The organism is Candidatus Steffania adelgidicola (assembly GCF_020541225.1).
Lineage (GTDB): Bacteria > Pseudomonadota > Gammaproteobacteria > Enterobacterales > Enterobacteriaceae > Steffania > Steffania adelgidicola.
On record NZ_CP045889.1, the window covers coordinates 506,616 to 527,032 of the forward strand.

31 protein-coding genes are annotated in these 20,417 nt (G+C 42.9%); 25 read left to right on the forward strand and 6 right to left on the reverse strand.

Translation table 11 applies throughout. The features are described from left to right. Positions 1–28 precede the first annotated feature (28 nt). From GFK82_RS01300 to cyoA, 6 genes are all read right to left on the reverse strand, one after another. Complete coding sequence (locus tag GFK82_RS01300; protein ID WP_226811126.1) at positions 29–1,420, reverse strand: MFS transporter; 1,392 nt, start codon at positions 1,418–1,420, stop codon at positions 29–31. Positions 1,421–1,807: 387 nt separating this feature from the next. After that, positions 1,808–2,692 carry a heme o synthase gene (gene cyoE / locus GFK82_RS01305; RefSeq protein ID WP_226811127.1) on the reverse strand — a complete coding sequence of 295 codons (885 nt, stop codon included), beginning with the start codon at positions 2,690–2,692 and terminating at the stop codon, positions 1,808–1,810. Further along, the gene (gene cyoD / locus GFK82_RS01310) at positions 2,685–3,035 is read right to left on the reverse strand and encodes a cytochrome o ubiquinol oxidase subunit IV (protein ID WP_226811128.1); all 351 of its coding nucleotides are present in this window, start codon (positions 3,033–3,035) and stop codon (positions 2,685–2,687) included. The genes cyoE and cyoD overlap by 8 nt, the downstream gene beginning before the upstream one ends. Then, positions 3,032–3,649 (reverse strand): cytochrome o ubiquinol oxidase subunit III, encoded by a 618-nt coding sequence (cyoC, locus tag GFK82_RS01315; RefSeq protein WP_226811129.1) that lies wholly within the window; start codon positions 3,647–3,649, stop codon positions 3,032–3,034. The genes cyoD and cyoC overlap by 4 nt, the downstream gene beginning before the upstream one ends. Continuing rightward, on the reverse strand, positions 3,639–5,633 hold the full coding sequence (gene cyoB, locus GFK82_RS01320) for a cytochrome o ubiquinol oxidase subunit I (protein WP_226811130.1): 1,995 nt from the start codon (positions 5,631–5,633) through the stop codon (positions 3,639–3,641). The genes cyoC and cyoB overlap by 11 nt, the downstream gene beginning before the upstream one ends. Positions 5,634–5,638: 5 nt before the next feature. After that, positions 5,639–6,571: a ubiquinol oxidase subunit II gene (gene cyoA, locus GFK82_RS01325; protein ID WP_226811131.1), complete on the reverse strand. Its 933-nt coding sequence runs from the start codon at positions 6,569–6,571 to the stop codon at positions 5,639–5,641. Between the two features lie 2,333 nt (positions 6,572–8,904). Here cyoA and rpsJ point away from each other — a divergent pair. The 25 genes from rpsJ (at position 8,905) to rpsK (ending at position 20,416) form a co-directional block, all read left to right on the forward strand. Continuing rightward, on the forward strand, positions 8,905–9,216 hold the full coding sequence (gene rpsJ / locus GFK82_RS01330; RefSeq protein WP_226811256.1) for a 30S ribosomal protein S10: 312 nt from the start codon (positions 8,905–8,907) through the stop codon (positions 9,214–9,216). 26 nt (positions 9,217–9,242) lie between these two features. After that, positions 9,243–9,872 (forward strand): 50S ribosomal protein L3, encoded by a 630-nt coding sequence (gene rplC / locus GFK82_RS01335; RefSeq protein WP_226811132.1) that lies wholly within the window; start codon positions 9,243–9,245, stop codon positions 9,870–9,872. 17 nt (positions 9,873–9,889) lie between these two features. Continuing rightward, positions 9,890–10,495 carry a 50S ribosomal protein L4 gene (rplD, locus tag GFK82_RS01340; protein WP_226811133.1) on the forward strand — a complete coding sequence of 202 codons (606 nt, stop codon included), beginning with the start codon at positions 9,890–9,892 and terminating at the stop codon, positions 10,493–10,495. Further along, complete coding sequence (gene rplW / locus GFK82_RS01345) at positions 10,492–10,794, forward strand: 50S ribosomal protein L23 (RefSeq protein WP_226811134.1); 303 nt, start codon at positions 10,492–10,494, stop codon at positions 10,792–10,794. The genes rplD and rplW overlap by 4 nt, the downstream gene beginning before the upstream one ends. An 18-nt stretch (positions 10,795–10,812) precedes the next feature. Beyond that, positions 10,813–11,634 carry a 50S ribosomal protein L2 gene (rplB, locus tag GFK82_RS01350; RefSeq protein WP_226811135.1) on the forward strand — a complete coding sequence of 274 codons (822 nt, stop codon included), beginning with the start codon at positions 10,813–10,815 and terminating at the stop codon, positions 11,632–11,634. 16 nt (positions 11,635–11,650) lie between these two features. Next, positions 11,651–11,929, forward strand: coding sequence for a 30S ribosomal protein S19 (rpsS, locus tag GFK82_RS01355; RefSeq protein WP_226811136.1), 279 nt, complete (start codon positions 11,651–11,653; stop codon positions 11,927–11,929). A gap of 14 nt (positions 11,930–11,943) precedes the next feature. After that, positions 11,944–12,276: a 50S ribosomal protein L22 gene (gene rplV / locus GFK82_RS01360; RefSeq protein ID WP_226811137.1), complete on the forward strand. Its 333-nt coding sequence runs from the start codon at positions 11,944–11,946 to the stop codon at positions 12,274–12,276. A gap of 17 nt (positions 12,277–12,293) precedes the next feature. Continuing rightward, on the forward strand, positions 12,294–12,989 hold the full coding sequence (gene rpsC, locus GFK82_RS01365; RefSeq protein WP_226811138.1) for a 30S ribosomal protein S3: 696 nt from the start codon (positions 12,294–12,296) through the stop codon (positions 12,987–12,989). Positions 12,990–13,001: 12 nt separating this feature from the next. Beyond that, entirely contained in the window at positions 13,002–13,412 is a 411-nt protein-coding gene (gene rplP / locus GFK82_RS01370; protein ID WP_226811139.1) for a 50S ribosomal protein L16, read from the forward strand. Beyond that, complete coding sequence (rpmC, locus tag GFK82_RS01375; RefSeq protein WP_226811140.1) at positions 13,412–13,606, forward strand: 50S ribosomal protein L29; 195 nt, start codon at positions 13,412–13,414, stop codon at positions 13,604–13,606. Before rplP ends, rpmC begins: the two co-directional genes overlap by 1 nt. Continuing rightward, positions 13,603–13,857, forward strand: a complete 255-nt coding sequence (gene rpsQ / locus GFK82_RS01380) for a 30S ribosomal protein S17 (RefSeq protein ID WP_226811141.1) — start codon at positions 13,603–13,605, stop codon at positions 13,855–13,857. The genes rpmC and rpsQ overlap by 4 nt, the downstream gene beginning before the upstream one ends. 124 nt (positions 13,858–13,981) lie before the next feature. Further along, entirely contained in the window at positions 13,982–14,353 is a 372-nt protein-coding gene (rplN, locus tag GFK82_RS01385; RefSeq protein WP_226811142.1) for a 50S ribosomal protein L14, read from the forward strand. A 10-nt stretch (positions 14,354–14,363) separates the two neighbouring features. Further along, the gene (gene rplX / locus GFK82_RS01390; protein ID WP_226811143.1) at positions 14,364–14,678 is read left to right on the forward strand and encodes a 50S ribosomal protein L24; all 315 of its coding nucleotides are present in this window, start codon (positions 14,364–14,366) and stop codon (positions 14,676–14,678) included. Between the two features lie 14 nt (positions 14,679–14,692). Next, positions 14,693–15,232: a 50S ribosomal protein L5 gene (gene rplE / locus GFK82_RS01395; protein ID WP_226811257.1), complete on the forward strand. Its 540-nt coding sequence runs from the start codon at positions 14,693–14,695 to the stop codon at positions 15,230–15,232. Positions 15,233–15,244: 12 nt separating this feature from the next. Beyond that, entirely contained in the window at positions 15,245–15,550 is a 306-nt protein-coding gene (gene rpsN, locus GFK82_RS01400) for a 30S ribosomal protein S14 (RefSeq protein ID WP_226811144.1), read from the forward strand. 34 nt (positions 15,551–15,584) lie between these two features. Beyond that, the gene (gene rpsH / locus GFK82_RS01405) at positions 15,585–15,977 is read left to right on the forward strand and encodes a 30S ribosomal protein S8 (protein ID WP_226811145.1); all 393 of its coding nucleotides are present in this window, start codon (positions 15,585–15,587) and stop codon (positions 15,975–15,977) included. A 13-nt stretch (positions 15,978–15,990) separates the two neighbouring features. Continuing rightward, on the forward strand, positions 15,991–16,524 hold the full coding sequence (rplF, locus tag GFK82_RS01410) for a 50S ribosomal protein L6 (RefSeq protein WP_226811146.1): 534 nt from the start codon (positions 15,991–15,993) through the stop codon (positions 16,522–16,524). A 10-nt stretch (positions 16,525–16,534) separates the two neighbouring features. Next, positions 16,535–16,888 (forward strand): 50S ribosomal protein L18, encoded by a 354-nt coding sequence (rplR, locus tag GFK82_RS01415; RefSeq protein WP_226811147.1) that lies wholly within the window; start codon positions 16,535–16,537, stop codon positions 16,886–16,888. 15 nt (positions 16,889–16,903) lie between these two features. Next, positions 16,904–17,404 (forward strand): 30S ribosomal protein S5, encoded by a 501-nt coding sequence (gene rpsE / locus GFK82_RS01420; RefSeq protein ID WP_226811148.1) that lies wholly within the window; start codon positions 16,904–16,906, stop codon positions 17,402–17,404. Between the two features lie 8 nt (positions 17,405–17,412). Next, the gene (gene rpmD, locus GFK82_RS01425) at positions 17,413–17,592 is read left to right on the forward strand and encodes a 50S ribosomal protein L30 (protein WP_226811149.1); all 180 of its coding nucleotides are present in this window, start codon (positions 17,413–17,415) and stop codon (positions 17,590–17,592) included. Between the two features lie 3 nt (positions 17,593–17,595). Further along, positions 17,596–18,033 (forward strand): 50S ribosomal protein L15, encoded by a 438-nt coding sequence (gene rplO / locus GFK82_RS01430; protein ID WP_226811150.1) that lies wholly within the window; start codon positions 17,596–17,598, stop codon positions 18,031–18,033. After that, the gene (gene secY, locus GFK82_RS01435; RefSeq protein ID WP_226811151.1) at positions 18,026–19,357 is read left to right on the forward strand and encodes a preprotein translocase subunit SecY; all 1,332 of its coding nucleotides are present in this window, start codon (positions 18,026–18,028) and stop codon (positions 19,355–19,357) included. The genes rplO and secY overlap by 8 nt, the downstream gene beginning before the upstream one ends. 33 nt (positions 19,358–19,390) lie before the next feature. After that, positions 19,391–19,507, forward strand: coding sequence for a 50S ribosomal protein L36 (rpmJ, locus tag GFK82_RS01440; RefSeq protein WP_226811152.1), 117 nt, complete (start codon positions 19,391–19,393; stop codon positions 19,505–19,507). 146 nt (positions 19,508–19,653) lie between these two features. Next, positions 19,654–20,010 carry a 30S ribosomal protein S13 gene (gene rpsM, locus GFK82_RS01445; RefSeq protein ID WP_226811153.1) on the forward strand — a complete coding sequence of 119 codons (357 nt, stop codon included), beginning with the start codon at positions 19,654–19,656 and terminating at the stop codon, positions 20,008–20,010. Positions 20,011–20,026: 16 nt separating this feature from the next. Beyond that, on the forward strand, positions 20,027–20,416 hold the full coding sequence (rpsK, locus tag GFK82_RS01450; protein WP_226811154.1) for a 30S ribosomal protein S11: 390 nt from the start codon (positions 20,027–20,029) through the stop codon (positions 20,414–20,416). Position 20,417 lies beyond the last annotated feature (1 nt).

Consider the following 20,417-nt stretch of genomic DNA (forward strand, 5'->3'; position numbering starts at 1 on the left):
TTCAGGAGTTATACCTACCCTACCTGCGCTAGTTTTTATTCTCTAGTGTTTCCTTCAGACTCGTTACTGTTTTCTCTAGCGTATCGCGGTTGGTTTTTTTTGTATCTACTTTAACATAGACGCTACGCTCTTCAGGAATAACGAGTACTTCGATTACACCAGGCTTTGCCTGAAGACGATGCTGCGTTAATTGACTTTCAGTCAGTAAGCAGGTGGGCAAGGTAAGACGAAGACTGCTGATATGGGGTGGCTCCCGCAGTGTGGTACTAACTAGACAACATATCAGCGCAATCGATGCCCCAGCAAGAAATACCAGCCATTGGCCTTGGAGTTGAAATAGACACCCGCCGAGTGTCCCGCCGAATGCCACCCCAAGAAACTGACTGGTGGAGTAAATACCCATTGATGTGCCTTTATAACCTGCCGGTGACTCTTTACTAATCAGCGAAGGCAGTAGGGCTTCTACGATATTAAACGATAGAAAGAATAGTTGAGTACCAGTAAATATTAGCCAGAGATGGGTGCCAGCTAAGAGCCATACGATTTCGGTAAACAGTAGTAGGGTCATACAGGAAAAAAATATACGCTTAATCTGACGTTTTATTTCAGCGTATATGATTGCTGGGATTACCGTTAAGAACGAAGTTAGCATAGTCACTAAATATACTTTCCATTGTTCACTGGTTACGAAACCGGCTTTGGCCATCATCGGCGGAAGAGCAATGAAATTCAACATCAGTATAGTATGTAAGCAAAAAATACCTACGTTGCATTTTAGGAGTTGCGGATTACCAAGAACCTTAGTGAAACTACCCCGTACCACGCCTGACTCACGGTTCATCGTATGAGAGTTCGTGCTAGGCACTACTAAAACTGTAAGCGCAACGGCAGTTAGTGCTAGTGCAGTGACGCCTAAAAACAGTCCACTAAGACCGATCAGTCGAGTTATAATCGGACCTAGCGCCATGGCAATGGTAAAGGTTACTCCAAAGCTAACACCGATAAACGCCATGGCTTTAGTGCGGTTTTGTTCACGGGTTAAATCCGATAGTAACGCCATTAATGGCGCGGCAATGGCGCCTGAACCTTGAATCGCTCGCCCGAGAATAACCCCCCAGATACTGCTAGTCAAAGCAGCGATGATGCTGCCAAGGGCGAAGATTAGTAAGCCAACGACAATCAGTGGTTTTCGGCCGACACGGTCAGAAATCAGGGCTAAGGGAATCTGAAATATCGCTTGTACCAGCCCGTAAATGCCGATAGCGAGGCCGATAAGTGATTGGTTAGCCCCTTCCAACGCCATTCCATAAATACTCAAGACTGGTAATACCATAAACATCCCTAGCATGCGCAATGCAAATATTGTACCTAGACCCCAGGTAGCTCTTAGCTCTATGTTGGTCATTGTTGTGTCGTTCATTACAACCTCAAGGAATGTTTTCTGGGTTAATGCATGACCAATTTATATAATTTTTATTATATCATGTATACACACAGTGTTTCTATGTTGCAAAAAATACCTTGTATCTTTTTACTTATATCCTGCCAGTTTTAGATCCGGAGACTAGATAGAAAGCACGTTAGAAATATTACTACCCTTGAAGGTGACGATGATGTTCTCTTTCCGTGAAGCCCACGCCAATAGTGCCTTGATATGTTTTCACCTTTAAATAAGGCATGGTATCTTACATTTGCTCTCTTTTTAGCATAAAAACTGCGATACAATGAGTAAACATGGGCAGAAGAGAAAAATAAAATTTGATATGTTGGAATGGATATCCAGGTGGGATATTGCATTAGGCGTCCATTAGTGAAGTGGAGGTTTAAGGTATGCGCTGTTATTGAAATCTACCGACATCATTATACTGAGTAAGGTAATTACAATGATCGAAAAGATAAACAACTTCCGTGCCCAAACTTTATTATCATTAGTTGATTTATACCCCTGTAAAGCTATACCTAGCCAGCAGAGGGTGAGTGAAGCGGTGATAATGCAATATTTATATCCCGTGTAACCGGTTATTGTTAGCAGCAGTGTTGCCAGCATAAACGCGAGGATATAAAAGATAATATGATGCTTAGTAAGCGTAATACCGCATTTAACTGGCAATACGGGAATCAAGGCTGTTTTATAATCTTTATAATGGAAGATAGCGATAGCATAAGAATGTGGAATTTGCCACAGACTGAAAATTAGCATTAAAATTAGCGAACCGGTATCCAAGCGATTGCTAACAGCACAATAACCAATCACCGGAGGTATAGCCCCGGATAAACTCCCAATAAGCGTACCGTAAATAGATCGACGCTTCATATATAGGCTGTAGACGAATATATAGACAAAAAAACCAATAACTGCAAGCCACATAGCTAGCGGATTGATGAGTAGATATAAAAGTATAAAACCGGTAATACCTGCTATTGTCGCATATGCTAAAATAATTGACGGAGAAATGATTGCTTTGACCAAAACTCTATTTTGAGTTCTTCCCATTTTCCGATCGATATCGCGATCTATATAGTTATTAAATATGCACGCTGAGCTCATTACGAGCGAGACACTTATGAGTGTAGCAAGAAATAAAGTACAATCGATCTGACCCTTTGCGGCGAGTAAGAACCCCCCCATAACGGAAATGAGATTACCGAAAATAATTCCTGGTTTTATTACTTCTAGATATTTCTTAATCATTAATATCTAAACTTACTAGTTGGCTCATTAAGTTATAATTAAGATGAGACATAATCCATAAAGACCCGCACATGAGAATTGCAATGATTATTACCGAAAACACAAGTGCTATTAGATTCCACCGCTGCTCAAATGAACTATCTAGATGTAGAAAATACACTAAATGTACTACAATCTGAGCCACGGCAAAAATCACCAGCAACGCAATCAGGCTATTTTTGTTAGTAGAAGTCTGCATTACCATGGCGAATGGTATTATTGTGAGGATTATGGAGAGAATTAAACCAATTATGTAAGATGATTTAGGGCTGCCACCACTATATTTTGTAGATGCATTATTCATGACACTGTTCCTATTAAATACACCACAGTAAAGACGCAAATCCATACCAAGTCTAGAAAGTGCCAGAATAGACTGAGGCAGTGAAGACGAGTTTGATTGATTGAGGTCAATCCACAACAGGAGACCTGAAGCATCATAACAAGGATCCAGAGAAGACCAGCGGTCACATGCATACCATGCATACCCACTAGTGTGAAGAAGCTAGATAAAAAAGCGCTCCGATCTGGGGAATACCCTGCGTTGATTAAATGGTGGAACTCGTATAGTTCCATACAGATAAAGTTTAAGCCCAAAAAGAAAGTTAGACCTAACCAGATATTGACTCGCGTCTTTTCGGCCCGATACATTGCCAGGATTGCCATTCCATAAGTTATACTGCTGAAGAGCAAAAAAAATGTTTCGAGGAGAACTAACGGTAGATTAAAAATATCTTTACCTGCTGGCCCCCCGGCTACTCTATTGCTTAGAACAGCATAAGTAGCAAATAGGGTACCAAATAAAATACAGTCGCTCATCAGATAAATCCAAAAGCCAAATATTTTTGTAGCTCCTGAATTGTCATGCTTATGCTGTGCATGAGTTTCTGTACAATTAGAAAAGCGCTTAGTTAACATTTTGTATATCCGCGGACTGGATTTGCTTAAAGTGCTGGTTCTCAATGCGTTCAATTTCCTCCACTGATACGCAATATTCGACGTTTTCATTAAAACTATAAAGTATCCAGGTAGTGATAATGCCAGCGAATCCGAAGATTGCCAACCACCAGATATGCCAGATTAAGGCGAATCCACACGCTAGACTAAAGGCGGAGATTATTATGCCAGCACTTGTGTTGTTTGGCATGTGAATAGTTTCATACGCGAGTGGTTTTTTATAAGCAGTACCTTTTTCTTTCATCTGCCAGAAGGCATCGCGTTGATTATTTATTTTCGGGATGACGGCGAAGTTATAAAACGGTGGTGGAGAGGACGTGGCCCATTCTAGGGTACGTCCACCCCATGGATCGCCGGTTAAATCTTGGTGTTTTTCTCGATCTCGAATACTGACTATAATCTGAATTACCTGGCAAAGGATGCCCAATGCTATCAGTATGGATCCGGCGGCAGCCAGCATTAGCAACAGATGAAAAGTGGGATCAATTTTTTGGCTCAATCGACGGGTCATCCCCATAAAACCCAGTGCATAAAGTGGCATGAATGCTACATAAAAACCGATAATCCATAACCAGAAGGCGCGTTTACCCCAGCATTCGTTGAGGGTATAACCAAACGCTTTTGGAAACCAGTAAGTCATACCGGAGAAGCAGCCAAAGACCACGCCACCAATAATGACATTGTGGAAATGAGCAATCAGAAATAGGGAATTATGTAGTACGAAGTCGGCTCCGGGGACTGCTAAAAGCACCCCGGTCATTCCCCCAATCGAGAATGTAATAATAAAACCTATGGTCCATAGCATTGCTGAATTAAATACTACGCGCCCCCGATAAATGGTAAACAGCCAGTTGAAAATCTTTACTCCAGTCGGGACGGCGATGATCATGGTCATAATACCGAAGAAGGCGTTGACGTTGGCACCAGATCCCATGGTGAAGAAGTGATGAAGCCAGACGCAAAAGGACAGCACAGTAATGGCGATTGTCGCCCATACGAGTGAGGTGTAGCCAAATAAGTGTTTTTTTGAGAAGGTCGCAACGACCTCTGAAAATACACCGAATACTGGTAACACTAAAATGTATACTTCCGGATGCCCCCAGGCCCAGAATAGGTTCACATACATCATCATGTTGCCTCCCAGATTATTGGTGAAAAAATGGGTACCAAGATAGCGATCTAAGGTTAGCAACAAAATGGTGACGGTTAAGATTGGAAATGCACTAATAATTAGTACGTTGGTGCATAGCGCCGTCCAGGTAAATACTGGAATTTTCATCATCGGCATATCGGGAGGGCGCATTCGTAGAATGGTGGTAAAGAAATTAATACCAGTGAGGGTTGTTCCGATACCAGCTATCTGGATACTCCAGATCCAGTAGTCAACTCCGACGCCGGGACTGTATTCCTTACCAGACAGCGGCGGATAAGCAACCCAGCCGGTTTGGGCGAATTCACCAACGCCGAGAGAAATATTGATTAAGATCACACCGACGACGAAGAGCCAGAAACTAAGGGAGTTGAGAAAAGGAAAGGCAACATCACGTGCTCCGATTTGCAGTGGTACTACCAAATTCATCAGGCCAATCACCAAGGGTGTTGCCATGAAGATAATCATTATAACGCCGTGAGCAGTCATCACCTGATCATAATGATGGGGTGGTAGAAAGCCCTCCCCCCCTGCTGAGGCTAATGCCTGTTGAGTTCGCATCATGATGGCATCGGCAAAGCCGCGCAGAAACATTACGCATGCTACAATTATGTACATGATGCCGATCTTTTTATGGTCTACTGAGGTAAGCCACTCTTTCCAAAGATATTGCCATTTACCACAATGGCTAATAGTTGCCACAATTCCCAGAGAGATCATCGTAATGGCGGCGAGAGTCATCATGATGATCGGTTCGTGGTAGGGAATAGAATTAAGAGTTAATTTCCCAAACATTGTTATTATTCCTCAGTAGCCGCGTGAGAGCGTTTATTCATGCTCATCCTCTTACTGTGAGCGATTGCAACGCTATTCTCCTTGTTTTCCATGAATTTACCAATTATATCCTGAAATAGATTTGTTTTGACGCTAGAAAAGTATTTGACCGGATGATACTCGCTTGGCACCGCTAATTGCTCGTAAGCGTCTATAGTCTTCAGCGTATCTGATGATGTTTTGACCTTTTTAATCCATTGATTGAAGGTGGTCTGATTCGGTGTGGCAATAGCGGTGAATTTCATGCCGGAAAATCCCCGTCCACTAAAGTTCGACGAAATACCTTTATAATGGCCTGACTCCTTGGCGATAAGATACAGGGTTGAGTTCATCCCGGCCATCGCATAAATCTGGCTGCCTAATTGTGGAATAAAAAAAGCATTCATCACTGAATTAGAAGTGATCTCAAACTTCACAGGTATATTAGCCGGAAAAACAATTATGTTGACTGTGGCAATACCCTGCTCGGGGTAAATGAAGAGCCATTTCCAGTCTAACGCGATAGCTTGAATCGTAATGGGTTTGGCATTGGATGCAATTGGTTGGCTCGGGTTCAGAGCATGAGTCGATTTCCAGGTTAAGGTTGCTAGAAAGATAATGATTAGGATAGGCACAGTCCAGATGACCAACTCCACTCTTTTAGAGTGGGCCCAGTTAGGACTGTAGGTCGCCTTAACATTCGATGCACGATATCTAAAAACAAAGACAAGCGCCATTACAATAGCAGGTATTACGACGATTAACATTAGCCCGAGAGCGGTTAATATTAAAGAGCGCTGCTCTAGTCCAATTTGTCCTTTTGGATTCATTAACGCCATGTCGCTGCAGCCGCTAATTATAAGGACAATGCTCAAGAGGAATAGAATCCTTAAAGCCTCATTGTATTTCCTGAATCTCATTTAACGACCTCAATAAAATGTGTGCTAATGTCGTTTCTTCACTGGGGAGTATGTTACGGAAAGGTTGCAGTGCTGTAAATATACTTAGAGCTTATGTTGGAAACATCTGTTCGCACTCTTTTAAGAGTGTAAGTGGTTTTTAAGAGAAAGAATTCAGAACTCAACTGTTGCAATTACAAGATTCACTTCACAGTAAAGAATAACACTATGATATTTAGGGCATCGTTTAATGAATCCAATGAGATACGATTGTAAAGTCATTTAATCAACAAAATGTCGTGCTTACGATACGCATGAAAACAACTTTTAGCGAAAAATAGTAATATCAACACATTTCTCTATTCTTGAAAAACTTTATCCCTCGTCTCCCCAGATTAAAACATTGACGCAGTTGAAAAGGACTGTTCGTTAAGTGATGATAATTAGCAGTGCACTCAATGACTAGCACACGCAGGGTGTGCGATAAGGTACTCTTTTACCGATGTAAAGGTATTCCGCGTAGGCTTTTTGAAGAAGCATATGGCGCCTGACAATAATATATCCCGATCGAGAAAACGATCAGTATTCGATATTTCAATGAGTGCATTTTGGCATAGTATGAGATGGTTGCGAACCGGTATCGAAAGCTGGATAATCAACCCCGTAATTACAGCTATCAGCTTATGCTCATCGCCTATAGTGGGGGGTGCATTGCGCGGCGCAAATAGGGTTAGTGGTATACTACTAGTATCACCAACATGGTAGTCTCTAGGAGACGCATATTATCTAGATGGGTTTGTAACATAAATGTTGCGACAGGTGCTCAACTAACAAGCAGGGCATTAATATGGCTAATTCAGTGAATTTTATTAGATATTGTGCGAATACCATTCGATAAATTGTAAGTAGAATTCGTGTTTTTTTACAAAAACACCGTTCACACAAAAAATCATATCAAAAAGATTACCTATGCCAGTTCTGTTACCAGAGATTAATCTATATTATTCTCTTAATCTAAATATTGATAGAGTCAATGTGAAAAGAACTCTAAAATGTATTTGTTATGATCCAGGTTATGCCTTGCATATATCTCTAATGGGTTTTAGATTTGAGAGTGCAAAATAAATTCAGTGCACTGGATCATATATATCGCACTTAAGTATAAGATATGCTCTTATCTGAATATTTTTAATAACTATCTATGAACTGCATGGGCATAGCGTCCTAGAATGCTTGGTTTCTTAACAAGCATGCGTGTATTTTTGGCTAGCCTAATATGCAGATAGGTGATGTCGAATGAAAGGAGGAGTCACTAAGACTATCTCCGAACTTCCGGCAGGTTTAGCACACCACCTCATCTTCACTAAAAGTTAAACTCTCTCCGTATCCCGCCACGTCTGGACTAAGCTAAAGAACTTTACATTTTATAGGGGTACGCAGTGAAGCCACTGCCGTGAAAAAAAGTATTAAACATCAGCCTAGTATAAAACTTTTAAAAGTTATATTATGTTCAGGTATGAAATATTTTCATATGTATCCCATTAAGTCTTATTGATAGCCTGTTTTTCTCGAGGGGGTTATGGAACTTAAATAAGTGCTTGTTTATCTGTAGAATAGATAGGCTGTAGTTAATATATGATATTTTCTTTTTGATTTAAACCGAGGAAATCCCATAGTTATTTATCCGTTATTAACAAATAATAGTACTTCTCTATTGGGTTAAGAAAGTGCTCGTTATAAAATGGGGCATAGTCAAATATTTTCGCTTGTAGTGATTTATATGGAGTTTTCTCTGCTTAACCCCCGATAGAGCCACGCAGACTAGTGTATAATCAAAATGCAATATATAAATTGCAATAGCCGTTACCAAACAAGCATTTCTTTGCCGGTGATAAAAGGTCGATATGTGTGATTTTACAATCAGCGATTGCTACAGTCAGTTTTGAAGAGTAGAATTATCATAGCTCTTCAACGAAGAGCGAATACAATGGAGATAGGTCATACGTTTTAGACTTCGACGTATGTTTCCATGTAGCGTAAAGAGATCATCTTAACATACTCGAATGCATTAGGTTAAGCGTAATAATAGTGAGTGTTTTTCTATGTTTTTTATCTCTCTGTAAATTAAAGAGAGAGATACTTCCTGCGGAGGTTCTTTCTGTATATATATCCAGATAGTACGAGGGCTTGTTTTGTAGATGTTTTATGATAAGCTATACTGACGTTATAGCTGTGATTCTATAATTTAACTGCACATTTATCTTTTGTGGAGATACTAAATTAAAAATCATGCTCCCCATCAAGGATGGGGGAGGGTGGTTTTTCCATTTGAAAATAATTGGAGTTCTGATCTCATGCAGAACCAGAGAATCCGTATTCGTTTGAAAGCGTTTGATCATCGTTTGATTGATCAATCAACCGTAGAAATCGTCGAGACTGCCAAACGTACCGGTGCGCAGGTTCGTGGTCCTATTCCCTTACCAACTCGCAAAGAGCGATTTACTATTTTGATTTCTCCGCATGTCAATAAAGATGCGCGTGATCAGTACGAGATCCGCACGCATAAGCGTTTGGTGGATATCGTTGATCCAACCGAAAAAACTGTTGATGCGTTGATGCGGTTAGACTTAGCGGCCGGTGTGGATGTGCAGATTAGTTTAGGTTAATCAGGTACGATTGAGAGGTTGAAGCAATGCAGGGTTTAATCGGACGTAAAGCGGGCATGACTCGTGTATTTACCGAAGATGGTGTTTCTATCCCCATTACTGTTATTGAAATCGAAGTGAATCGTGTGACTCAGATTAAAAATCTCGAAAAAGACCAATACCATGCGATTCAAGTTACTGTTGGTACAAAAAGGGTTAACCACTTAACTAAACCAGAAGCCGGGCATTTTGCAAAAGCCGGTGTTGAAGCCGGTCGTGGTCTGTGGGAATTTCGTGTCGAGGATAACAAAAAAGTTACCGTTGGTCAGAGTCTTTCCGTAGAACTATTTGCCAATGTAAAAAAAATTGACGTCACTGGTACCTCTAAAGGGAAAGGGTTTTCTGGTACTGTAAAACGCTGGAATTTCCGTACTCAGGATGCCACACACGGTAACTCATTGTCTCACCGTGTCCCGGGTTCCATTGGTCAGAATCAGACTCCAGGAAAAGTATTCAAGGGAAAAAAAATGCCAGGCCAGCTGGGAAATAAACGCGTAACTGTTCAGAGTTTAAAACTGGTGGGTATTGACGTAGAACGCAATTTGCTGTTGGTCAAAGGTGCTGTCCCGGGAGCAACCGGTGGTAACTTGATTGTTAAACCAGCTGTTAAGTCGTAATCGTCGAGGAAATGGGAATGGAGTTGGTATTAAAAGACACGCGAAGCACATTGACCGTTTGCGAAACTACCTTCGGATGTGATTTTAATGAGGTGCTAGTCCACCAGGTTATTGTGGCGTATGCCGCGGGTGCTCGGCAAGGGACCCGTGGTCAGAAGACTCGTGCAGAAGTTACCGGTTCTGGTAAAAAACCTTGGCGTCAAAAAGGTACTGGCCGTGCCCGTTGCGGTAGCGTGCAGAGTCCCATATGGCGTTCTGGTGGTCTTACCTTCGCTGCCAAACCGCAGAATCATAGTCAGAAGGTAAATAAAAAGATGTACCGGGGAGCGCTTAAAAGCATTTTGTCTGAGCTGGTACGTCAAGATCGTTTGCTTGTTGTGACACATTTCTCTCTCGAAGCTCCGAAAACCAGGTTACTAGCACAGAAACTAAAAGATATGGTCTTGAATAATGTGTTAATTATTTCGGGTAAATTAGAGAAAAACTTATTTTTAGCTGCGCGGAATCTCTATAAAGTAGAGGTGCGTGATTTTCAAGGTATAGATCCGGTTAGTTTGATCGCGTTTGATAAAGTTGTTATGACGGCTGACGTTGTTAAGAAAGTGGAGGATATGCTGGCATGATTCGTGAAGAACGCCTCCTGAAAGTACTACGCTCGCCGCATGTTTCTGAAAAAGCATCTGCCGCGATGGAAAAACATAATACCGTTGTTATTAAAGTGGATAAAAATGCCACTAAAGCAGAAATTAAAGCCGCTGTGCATAAGCTTTTTCAAGTCGAAGTCGACGAGGTTCACACCCTTCGGGTCAAAGGGAAAATCAAACGTCATGGACAGCGTCTCGGTCGTCGTAAAGACTGGAAAAAAGCTTACGTTAGCCTGAAAGAAGGCCAAAATCTGGATTTCATTGGCGCCGCAGAGTGAGGCGGAGGAGTAAAGACAATGACAATTGTTAAATGTAAACCGACATCTCCGGGTCGTCGCCACGTTGTTAAAGTGGTCAACCCTGAGTTGTACAAGGGCAAACCTTATGCCCCGTTACTAGACACTCTCAGTAAATCCGGTGGCCGTAATAACAATGGCCGTATTACTACCCGCCATATCGGTGGCGGACATAAGAAGCATTATCGTCTGATTGACTTTAAACGTAATAAAGACAGTATCCCAGCAATAGTAGAACGTCTAGAGCGTGATCCGAATCGCTCTGCCAACATTGCACTCCTGTTATACACAGATGGTGAGCGTCGTTATATCTTGGCACCAAAAAATTTAAAGGTTGGTGATCAGGTTCGTTCTGGGATTGATGCCCCAATTAAAGTCGGTAATGCTCTGTCGATGTGCAATATACCGGTTGGTTCTACTGTGCATAATGTCGAAATGAAATCGGGTAAAGGTGGTCAGTTGGCACGTTCGGCGGGTGCTTATGTTCAGATCGTGGCCCGTGATGGCGCGTATGTTACGTTGCGGCTCCGTTCTGGTGAAATGCGAAAAATTCACTCCGAATGTCGCGCCACTTTGGGTGAGATAGGTAATGCTGAACACATGCTGCGTGTGCTAGGTAAAGCCGGCGCCAGCCGCTGGCGTGGGGTCCGTCCTACGGTTCGTGGTACAGCAATGAACCCTGTTGACCATCCCCACGGTGGTGGTGAAGGTCGTAATTTTGGTAAGCATCCTGTATCCCCGTGGGGGATACAGACCAAAGGGAAGAAGACGCGTAGTAATAAGCGTACTGATAAGTTTATCATACGTCGCCGTAGCAAATAATATTAGAGGATACACCATGCCACGTTCTCTCAAGAAAGGTCCGTTTATTGACCTACACTTGCTGAAGAAGGTAGAAAAAGCGGTGGGAAGCACTGACAAGAGGCCTATTCGCACTTGGTCCCGTCGTTCAACAATTTTTCCAACCATGATTGGTTTAACCATCGCTGTTCATAATGGACGTCAGCATATTCCTGTTTTTGTTGCCGATGAAATGGTCGGGCATAAACTCGGTGAATTTGCGCCAACGCGAACTTATCGTGGTCATGCAGCTGATAAAAAGACTAAGAAGCGATAAACCAGGAGGAAGAGATGGAAACTATTGCTCAACATCGCCACGCTCATTCTTCTGCTCAAAAGATTCGCTTGGTGATCAATTTGATTCGTGGCAAGAAAGTGTCACAAGCTATTGAAATCCTAATGTTCACTAAAAAGAGAGCCGCCACTCTGGTAAAAAAGGTATTGGAGTCCGCTATTGCTAACGCTGAACATAATGATGGCGTTGATATCGATAATCTCAAAGTGGTGAGGATTTTCGTTGACGCTGGTCCAAGTATGAAGCGTATTATGCCGCGTGCCAAGGGGCGAGCCAGTCGCATTCTGAAGCGCACCAGTCACATTACTGTAATTGTGTCCGATCGCTAAGAGTCTGGAGGCTAGCAATGGGTCAGAAAGTACATCCGAATGGTATTCGCCTGGGTATTGTTAAAGCCTGGAATTCTACTTGGTATGCGAATACAAAAGAATTTGCTGATAATTTAGATAGTGATTTTAAAGTTCGTCAGTTTTTAGCCAAAAAATTATTAAAGGCGTCAGTATCTCGTATAGTGATAGAACGTCCAGCAAAGAGTATTCGCGTAACCATTCATACAGCGCGTCCTGGGATTGTAATCGGTAAGAAAGGCGAAGACGTTGACAAATTACGCAAAGTTGTAGCAGGTATCGCTGGCGTATCAGCGCAGATTAATATTGCGGAAGTCCGTAAGCCAGAACTAGACGCCAAATTAGTTGCTGAGAGTATCTCTTCTCAGTTGGAGCGTCGCGTTATATTCCGTCGTGCAATGAAGCGTGCCGTGCAAAATGCTATGCGTCTCGGTGCTAAGGGAATCAAGGTTGAAGTTAGTGGACGTTTAGGTGGGGCCGAAATCGCGCGTACTGAATGGTATCGCGAAGGTCGTGTACCTCTACACTCCTTGCGTGCGGATATCGACTATAACGCTTCCGAAGCGCACACTACTTATGGTGTAATTGGCGTAAAAGCGTGGATCTTTAAAGGTGAAATTTTAGGGGGTATGGCTTCCATTGCACTCGAACCAGCTGTCCATTCTAAAAAGCCGCAGCGTAAAGCACGAAAGTAAAAGGAGTCGCTGATGTTACAGCCAAAGCGTACAAAATTTCGTAAGATGCATAAAGGTCGAAACCGTGGCCTAGCAATAGGTACGGATGTTAGCTTCGGTATTTTTGGTTTAAAAGCTGTTACCCGTGGTCGTTTAACTTCTCGTCAAATTGAAGCCGCACGTCGTGCCACAACACGTGCAGTTAAGCGTCAAGGTAAGATTTGGATTCGAATTTTTCCGGATAAACCGATCACCGAAAAGCCACTCGAAGTACGTATGGGAAAAGGTAAAGGTAATGTAGAATATTGGGTTGCCTTGATTCAACCGGGAAAAGTCTTATACGAAATGGACGGTGTTTCGGAAGAACTTGCCCGTGAAGCTTTCAAGTTGGCAGCAGCAAAACTGCCGATCAAAACCACCTTTGTAACTAAGACGCTGATGTAATGAAAGTAAACAAATTAGGTAAACAAAGTGTTAAAGAGTTAAATGCTGAACTGCTAAATCTTTTGCGGGAGCAATTCAACTTGCGTATGCAGGCGACCAGTGGCCAGCTTAAACAAACTCATTTTTCGAAGGAAGTGCGCCGTAATGTTGCTCGCGTAAAAACGTTATTGACTGAGAAAACGGGTGTAAAATGAGTGATGAAGTCCGTACTCGACAAGGTCGTGTAATTAGTGATAAAATGGAAAAATCCATTGTTGTGGTTATTGAACGTTTTGTAAAACATCCGGTCTACGGTAAGTTCATTAAACGCACGACAAAGCTTCATGTACATGATGAGAACCATGATAGTCAGATCGGTGACATTGTTGAAATTAGTGAATGTCGTCCGATTTCTAAAACTAAGTCCTGGAAGCTGATTTGCGTTCTGGAGAAAGCAATTCTCTAAAGATGCATCTTTTCTACCAATACATCAGGCTTAGTGTTATAATGCTAAGTGATGACTTATGGTTTTTCACGATCGATTGAGATCATTAAGTATAACTAGTGGTTGACATTAGCGGAGCACTAATATGATCCAAGAGCAGACTATGCTGGCCGTGGCCGATAATTCCGGCGCACGTCGTGTAATGTGTATCAAGGTTCTAGGTGGTTCGCACCGTCGCTACGCAGGCGTCGGTGATATTATCAAAATTGCCATTAAAGAAGCGATTCCTCGTGGTAAAGTGAAAAAAGGTGATGTCCTGAAAGCAGTAGTGGTGCGAACCAAGAAGGGCATTCGTCGTTCTGATGGTTCTGTAATTCGATTCGATAGTAATGCTTGTGTTGTATTAAACAACAACAGTGAACAACCTATCGGTACTCGTATATTTGGGCCAGTGACACGCGAACTGCGTACTGAAAAGTTTATGAAGATCATTTCTTTGGCACCTGAAGTGCTCTAAGGAGCGAATCATGGCAGCAAAAATCCGTCGTGATGACGAAGTCATCGTGCTGACTGGTAAAGATAAAGGTAAATGTGGTAAAGTAAAACATATCTTCTCTAACGGCAAGGCTATTGTTGAAGGCATTAATCTGCTAAAGAAACATCAAAAACCAGTGCCGGATATGAACAAGCCAGGTGGAATATTTCAAAAAGAAGCCGGTATCCATCTTTCTAATCTTGCTATCTTTAATACATCAACAAGAAAGATGGATCGTGTGAGCTTTAAGGTTCAAGATGGTCAGAAAGTGCGAGTCTTCAAATCTAACGGCGAAACTATTAAGTAATTTGGAGCACTATGATGGTGAAACTACATGATTACTACAGGGCTAAAGTAGCTCCCCTTCTAATGAAGGAGTTTAGCTATCATTCTGTCATGCAAGTCCCTCGGATCGCGAAAATCACCCTAAACATGGGTGTCGGTGAAGCAGTTACTGATAAAAAACTGCTAGAGAACGCTGCATCCGATTTAACCGCGATTTCAGGTCAACAGCCGATAATTACCAAAGCACGTAAATCTCTTGCGGGTTTCAAAATCCGTCAAGGTTACCCGATTGGCTGCAAAGTAACTCTACGTGGTGCACGAATGTGGGACTTCTTTGATCGACTGATTTCTATTGCCGTACCGCGTATTCGAGACTTTCGTGGACTATCTGTTAAGTCATTTGATGGCCGTGGTAACTATAGCATGGGCGTGCGTGAACAGATCATCTTTCCGGAAATTGACTATGACAAAGTCGATCGTGTGCGTGGCTTGGATATTACCATCACCACCACTGCGAAATCCGATAATGAGGGCCGTGCGCTGTTGACCGCCTTTAACTTCCCATTTCGTATGTAAGTAAGGTTACTGATGGCTAAAGAATCTATGAAAGCACGAGAAGTAAAACGCTTGAAATTAGCTAAGAAATTCTTCGAAAAGCGCGCTGAGCTTAAAAACATCATTTCTGACATGCATCTTTCTGATCAAGAGCGTTGGGCTGCGGTTCTAAAACTCCAGACTCTACCGCGTGATTCCAGCCCGTCTCGTCACCGTAACCGTTGTCGACAAACTGGCCGTCCGCACGCTTTTTTGCGGAAATTCGGGTTGAGCCGTATCAAAGTCCGTGAAGCTGCTATGCGCGGGGAAATTCCGGGTCTAAGAAAGGCTAGCTGGTAAACGATAACCAATTGAATTACGGGAGTAAAGATAGATGAGCATGCAAGATCCGATCGCGGATATGCTAACCCGTATCCGTAACGGTCAAATCGCACATAAAACTTCGGTCTCCATGCCTTCTTCAAAGCTTAAAAAAGCACTTGCAAGCTTGTTAAAAGAAGAAGGGTTCATTGAGGAATATAAAGTTGAAGGGGAGATTAAGCCAACACTATCACTGGTTCTGAAATACTTCCAGGGTCAGCCAGTAGTGGAAAGTATTCAACGTATTAGTCGCCCCGGTCTTCGTATCTATAAGAAAAAGGATGCGCTTCCCAAGGTTATAGCAGGTATGGGTATCGCTGTTGTTTCGACTTCTAAAGGGGTGATGACTGATCGTGCAGCTCGCCAAGCTGGTCTGGGCGGCGAGATTATCTGCTACGTAGCGTAATTTGGAGTAAATAATGTCTCGTGTTGCTAAGGTGCCAATAATTATTCCTAAGGGTGTAGAAGTAAAACTCCACGGTCAGGATATTTTGATTAAGGGCCAACATGGCGAGTTAACTCGTACTATCCATGATGCTGTTAACGTTCAGCATACTCATAATAAGCTGACCGTTTCTCCGCGTGAAAATCGAGTTAACGGTTGGGCACTTTCAGGCACTACGCGTTCGTTGCTTAATAATATGGTTATTGGGGTTACAAATGGTTTTAGTAAAAAGTTACAATTAGTAGGGGTCGGTTACCGCGCTGCGGTTCAAGGGAATATAATGAATTTATCCCTGGGTTTTTCTCACTCTATTGACCATTTATTGCCGGCAGGTGTCATTGCAGAATGCCCGAATCAAACTGAAATTGTGATAAAAGGCATGGATAAGCAAATTATTGGACAGGTCGCAGCAGATCTGCGTGCTTATCGTCGTCCTGAGCCTTATAAAGGTAAGGGTATTCGTTACGCCGATGAAGTCGTGTGTACTAAAGAGGCTAAGAAAAAGTAAGCTAACAACTATGGATAAGAAAGCCGCTCGTATGCGTCGTGCGACCCGTGCACGACGTAAGCTTCAAGAATTGCATGCAACCCGCTTAATCGTACATCGTACTCCTCGTCATATTTACGCACAGGTTATTGCACCAAATAGTTCTAATGTCCTGGTAGCCGCTTCTACTCTAGAAAAAGCTCTCCTGGAGAAATTAAAGGGTACCGGTAATAAAGATGCGGCTGCAGTAGTTGGTAAAACTATCGCCGAACGCGCCTTAGAAAAAGGTATTAAGGATGTCTCCTTTGACCGTTCCGGGTTTCAATATCATGGTCGAGTCCAGGCACTGGCAGATGCTGCCCGTGAAGCTGGCCTTCAGTTCTAAGTGTAGAGGTGCAAGATGGCACATGTCGAAAAACAAGCTGGTGAACTGCAGGAAAAGCTAATCGCGGTAAACCGCGTATCTAAAACTGTAAAAGGTGGTCGTATTTTTAGCTTTACCGCATTGACGGTTGTCGGTGATTCTAACGGTCGAGTTGGTTTTGGTTACGGAAAGGCACGTGAAGTGCCAGCAGCAATCCAGAAAGCGATGGAAAAAGCTCGTCGTAATATGATGACTGTCTCGCTAAATAGCGGAACACTGCAGCATGCAATTAAAGGTACACATACCGGTTCTCGAGTTTTCATGCAGCCAGCTTCTCAAGGTACCGGAATTATCGCCGGTGGTGCAATGCGAGCTGTCCTAGAAGTTGCTGGAGTTCATAATGTACTAGCAAAAACCTATGGTTCGACCAACCCAATTAATGTGGTTCGTGCAACTATCGATGCTCTTGGGAATATGAAGTCTCCTGAAATGCTCGCCGCTAAGCGTGGTAAATCCGTTGAGGAAATTCTAGGATAATATTGACGATGGTCCAGACTATTAAAATCACTCAGACTCGCAGTTCTATCGGTCGTCTGCCGAAACATAAAGCAACGCTAGTTGGCTTAGGCCTGCGTCGTATTGGCCACACAGTAGAGCGTGAAGATACACCCTCTATACGCGGTATGGTTAATTTAGTTTCCTATATGGTTACAATTGAGGAGTAAGAGATGCGTTTAAATACGCTGTCTCCGGCTGAGGGTTCTAAGCGCGCATCTAAGCGGGCGGGGCGCGGTATTGGTTCTGGTTTAGGAAAAACTGGTGGCCGAGGACACAAAGGTCAGAATTCTCGTTCTGGCGGTAGGGTACGTCGCGGATTTGAAGGTGGCCAGATGCCTTTATACCGACGCCTGCCAAAATTCGGTTTTACAGCGCGAAAATCTATGTTCACTGAGGAAGTGCGCTTGTCAGATTTGGCATATATAGAAGATTCCGTGGTAGATCTAACCACATTGAAATCCGCCAACATCATTGGTATCCAAACGAAGTTCGTTAAAATCATGCTCTCCGGTGAAGTCAAGCGTGCGTTTACTGTACGTGGTCTTCGCGTAAGTAAAGGTGCTCGTATTGCAATCGAGGCTGCCGGCGGTACAATTTCAGATGGCTAAACAATCGGGATTGAATTTTCAAAGTACCAAAAGTGGACTAAGTGAACTAAGACGCAGACTATTGTTTGTGATTGGTGCGCTTATTGTCTTCCGAATTGGTTCTTTTATTCCCATCCCTGGTATTGATGCCGCCATACTTGCAAAATTACTCGAACAGCAGCGCGGTACTATAATTGAAGTGTTTAATATGTTCTCTGGTGGGGCGCTTAGCCGTGCTTCTCTCTTTGCGTTGGGGATCATGCCGTATATTTCGGCCTCCATTATTATTCAGCTCTTAACAGTAGTGCACCCAGCGCTAGTGGAAATTAAAAAAGAGGGTGAATTCGGTAGGCGAAAAATCAACCAGTATACTCGATATAGTACGTTGCTGTTGGCGATCTTTCAGTCTATCGGTATTGCCACCGGTCTGCCAAATATGCCTGGAATGCACGGTTTAGTTGTGCATCCAGGTTTTGCATTTTATTTTGCTGCCGTAGTGAGCCTAGTTAGTGGAACCATGTTTCTCATGTGGCTTGGTGAGCAGATTACTGAACGAGGAATTGGCAACGGTATCTCTATTATTATCTTTGCGGGTATCGTGGCAGGATTATTACCCGCTATCGGTCAAACCATCGAGCAAGCTCGACAAGGCGATTTGCACTTTCTGCTTTTGCTGTTGGTTGGAATACTGGTGTTTACAGTAACTTTTTTTGTAGTGTTTGTTGAACGTGGCCAGCGCCGTATAGTTGTTAACTATGCGAAGCGTCAGCAAGGACGTCGTGTTTACGCAGCTCAGAGAACCCATTTACCATTAAAAGTTAATATGGCTGGGGTAATCCCTGCTATTTTTGCCTCTAGTATTATTCTATTTCCGGCTACGCTTGCATCCTGGTTTGGGGATGGTACAGGTTGGGAGGTCCTGACTGAGATTTCATTCTATTTGCAACCCGGCCAACCCCTGTACATGTTAATATATGCGATTGCGATTATATTTTTCTGTTTCTTTTATACCGCATTAGTTTTTAATCCACGTGAGACAGCCGATAACTTAAAGAAATCTGGTGCATTTGTACCAGGAATTCGTCCAGGAGAGCAAACTGCAAGGTATATTGATAAAGTAATGACTCGGTTGACGCTAGTCGGCGCTATGTATATTACTTTTATATGCTTAATACCAGAGTTCATGCGAACCGCAATGAAAGTCACTTTCTATTTTGGGGGTACTTCTTTATTAATCGTCGTTGTTGTCATTATGGACTTTATGGGTCAAGTGCAGACCCTATTGATGTCGAGTCAATATGAGTTCGCGTTAAAGAAAGCCAACTTGAAAGATTATAATCGCTAATTCAGTAATCGTAATAGGTTACGGAGAGTAAAAATGAAAGTACGTACTTCCGTTAAGAAGTTATGTCGTAACTGTAAAATTATTAAGCGCAACGGTGTCGTTCGTGTAATTTGTGGCTCTGAGGCCAAGCATAAACAACGTCAAGGCTAATATATTTCAACATTTTTTCTTGCAAAGTTGGGTTGAGCTGGCTAGATTGGCCAGTCAATCTTTTTATGTCGTTGTGACATTGTTTGAGTATCCTAAAAGTGGGCTTTTCAGAATAATGTTGCTATTGAATTTTCTAGGAGTGCATAGTGGCCCGTATAGCAGGCATTAACATTCCTGATCACAAACATACCGTGATTGCACTAACGGCAATCTACGGTATCGGTAAAACCCGCTCACAGCAGATCTGTTTAGGTACGGGTATTGCCGAAAATGTCAAGATCAGTGAGCTCTCTGAAGAGCAGATTGATATGTTACGTGACGCAGTTTCTAAGTTCGTCATTGAAGGTGATCTGCGCCGCAAGGTAACCCTGAGTATTAAGCGTTTGCTGGATCTTGGTACCTATCGTGGTTTGCGGCATCGTCGTGGTCTGCCAGTCCGCGGTCAGCGGACTAAGACTAATGCCCGTACGCGTAAGGGTCCACGAAAACCGATCAAGAAATAATCGGGGTAGATAAATTATGACTAAGACAATTATTCGCGCACGTAAGCGTGTTAAAAAACAAATTTTAGACGGTGTAGCTCATATTCATGCATCTTTTAATAATACAATCGTAACTATTACAGATCGTCAGGGAAATGCGTTGGCTTGGGCGACCGCCGGTGGTTCCGGTTTCCGCGGTTCTCGTAAGTCTACTCCTTTCGCCGCACAAGTTGCAGCCGAACGTTGTGCTGAAGCAGTAAAAGAATATGCTATCAAGAATCTAGAAGTGATGGTTAAAGGACCGGGTCCGGGTCGTGAGTCCACTGTGCGAGCGTTAAATGCAGCTGGTTTTCGCATCACAAATATTACTGATGTGACTCCAATCCCCCATAACGGTTGTCGTCCGCCTAAAAAGCGCCGCGTATAAC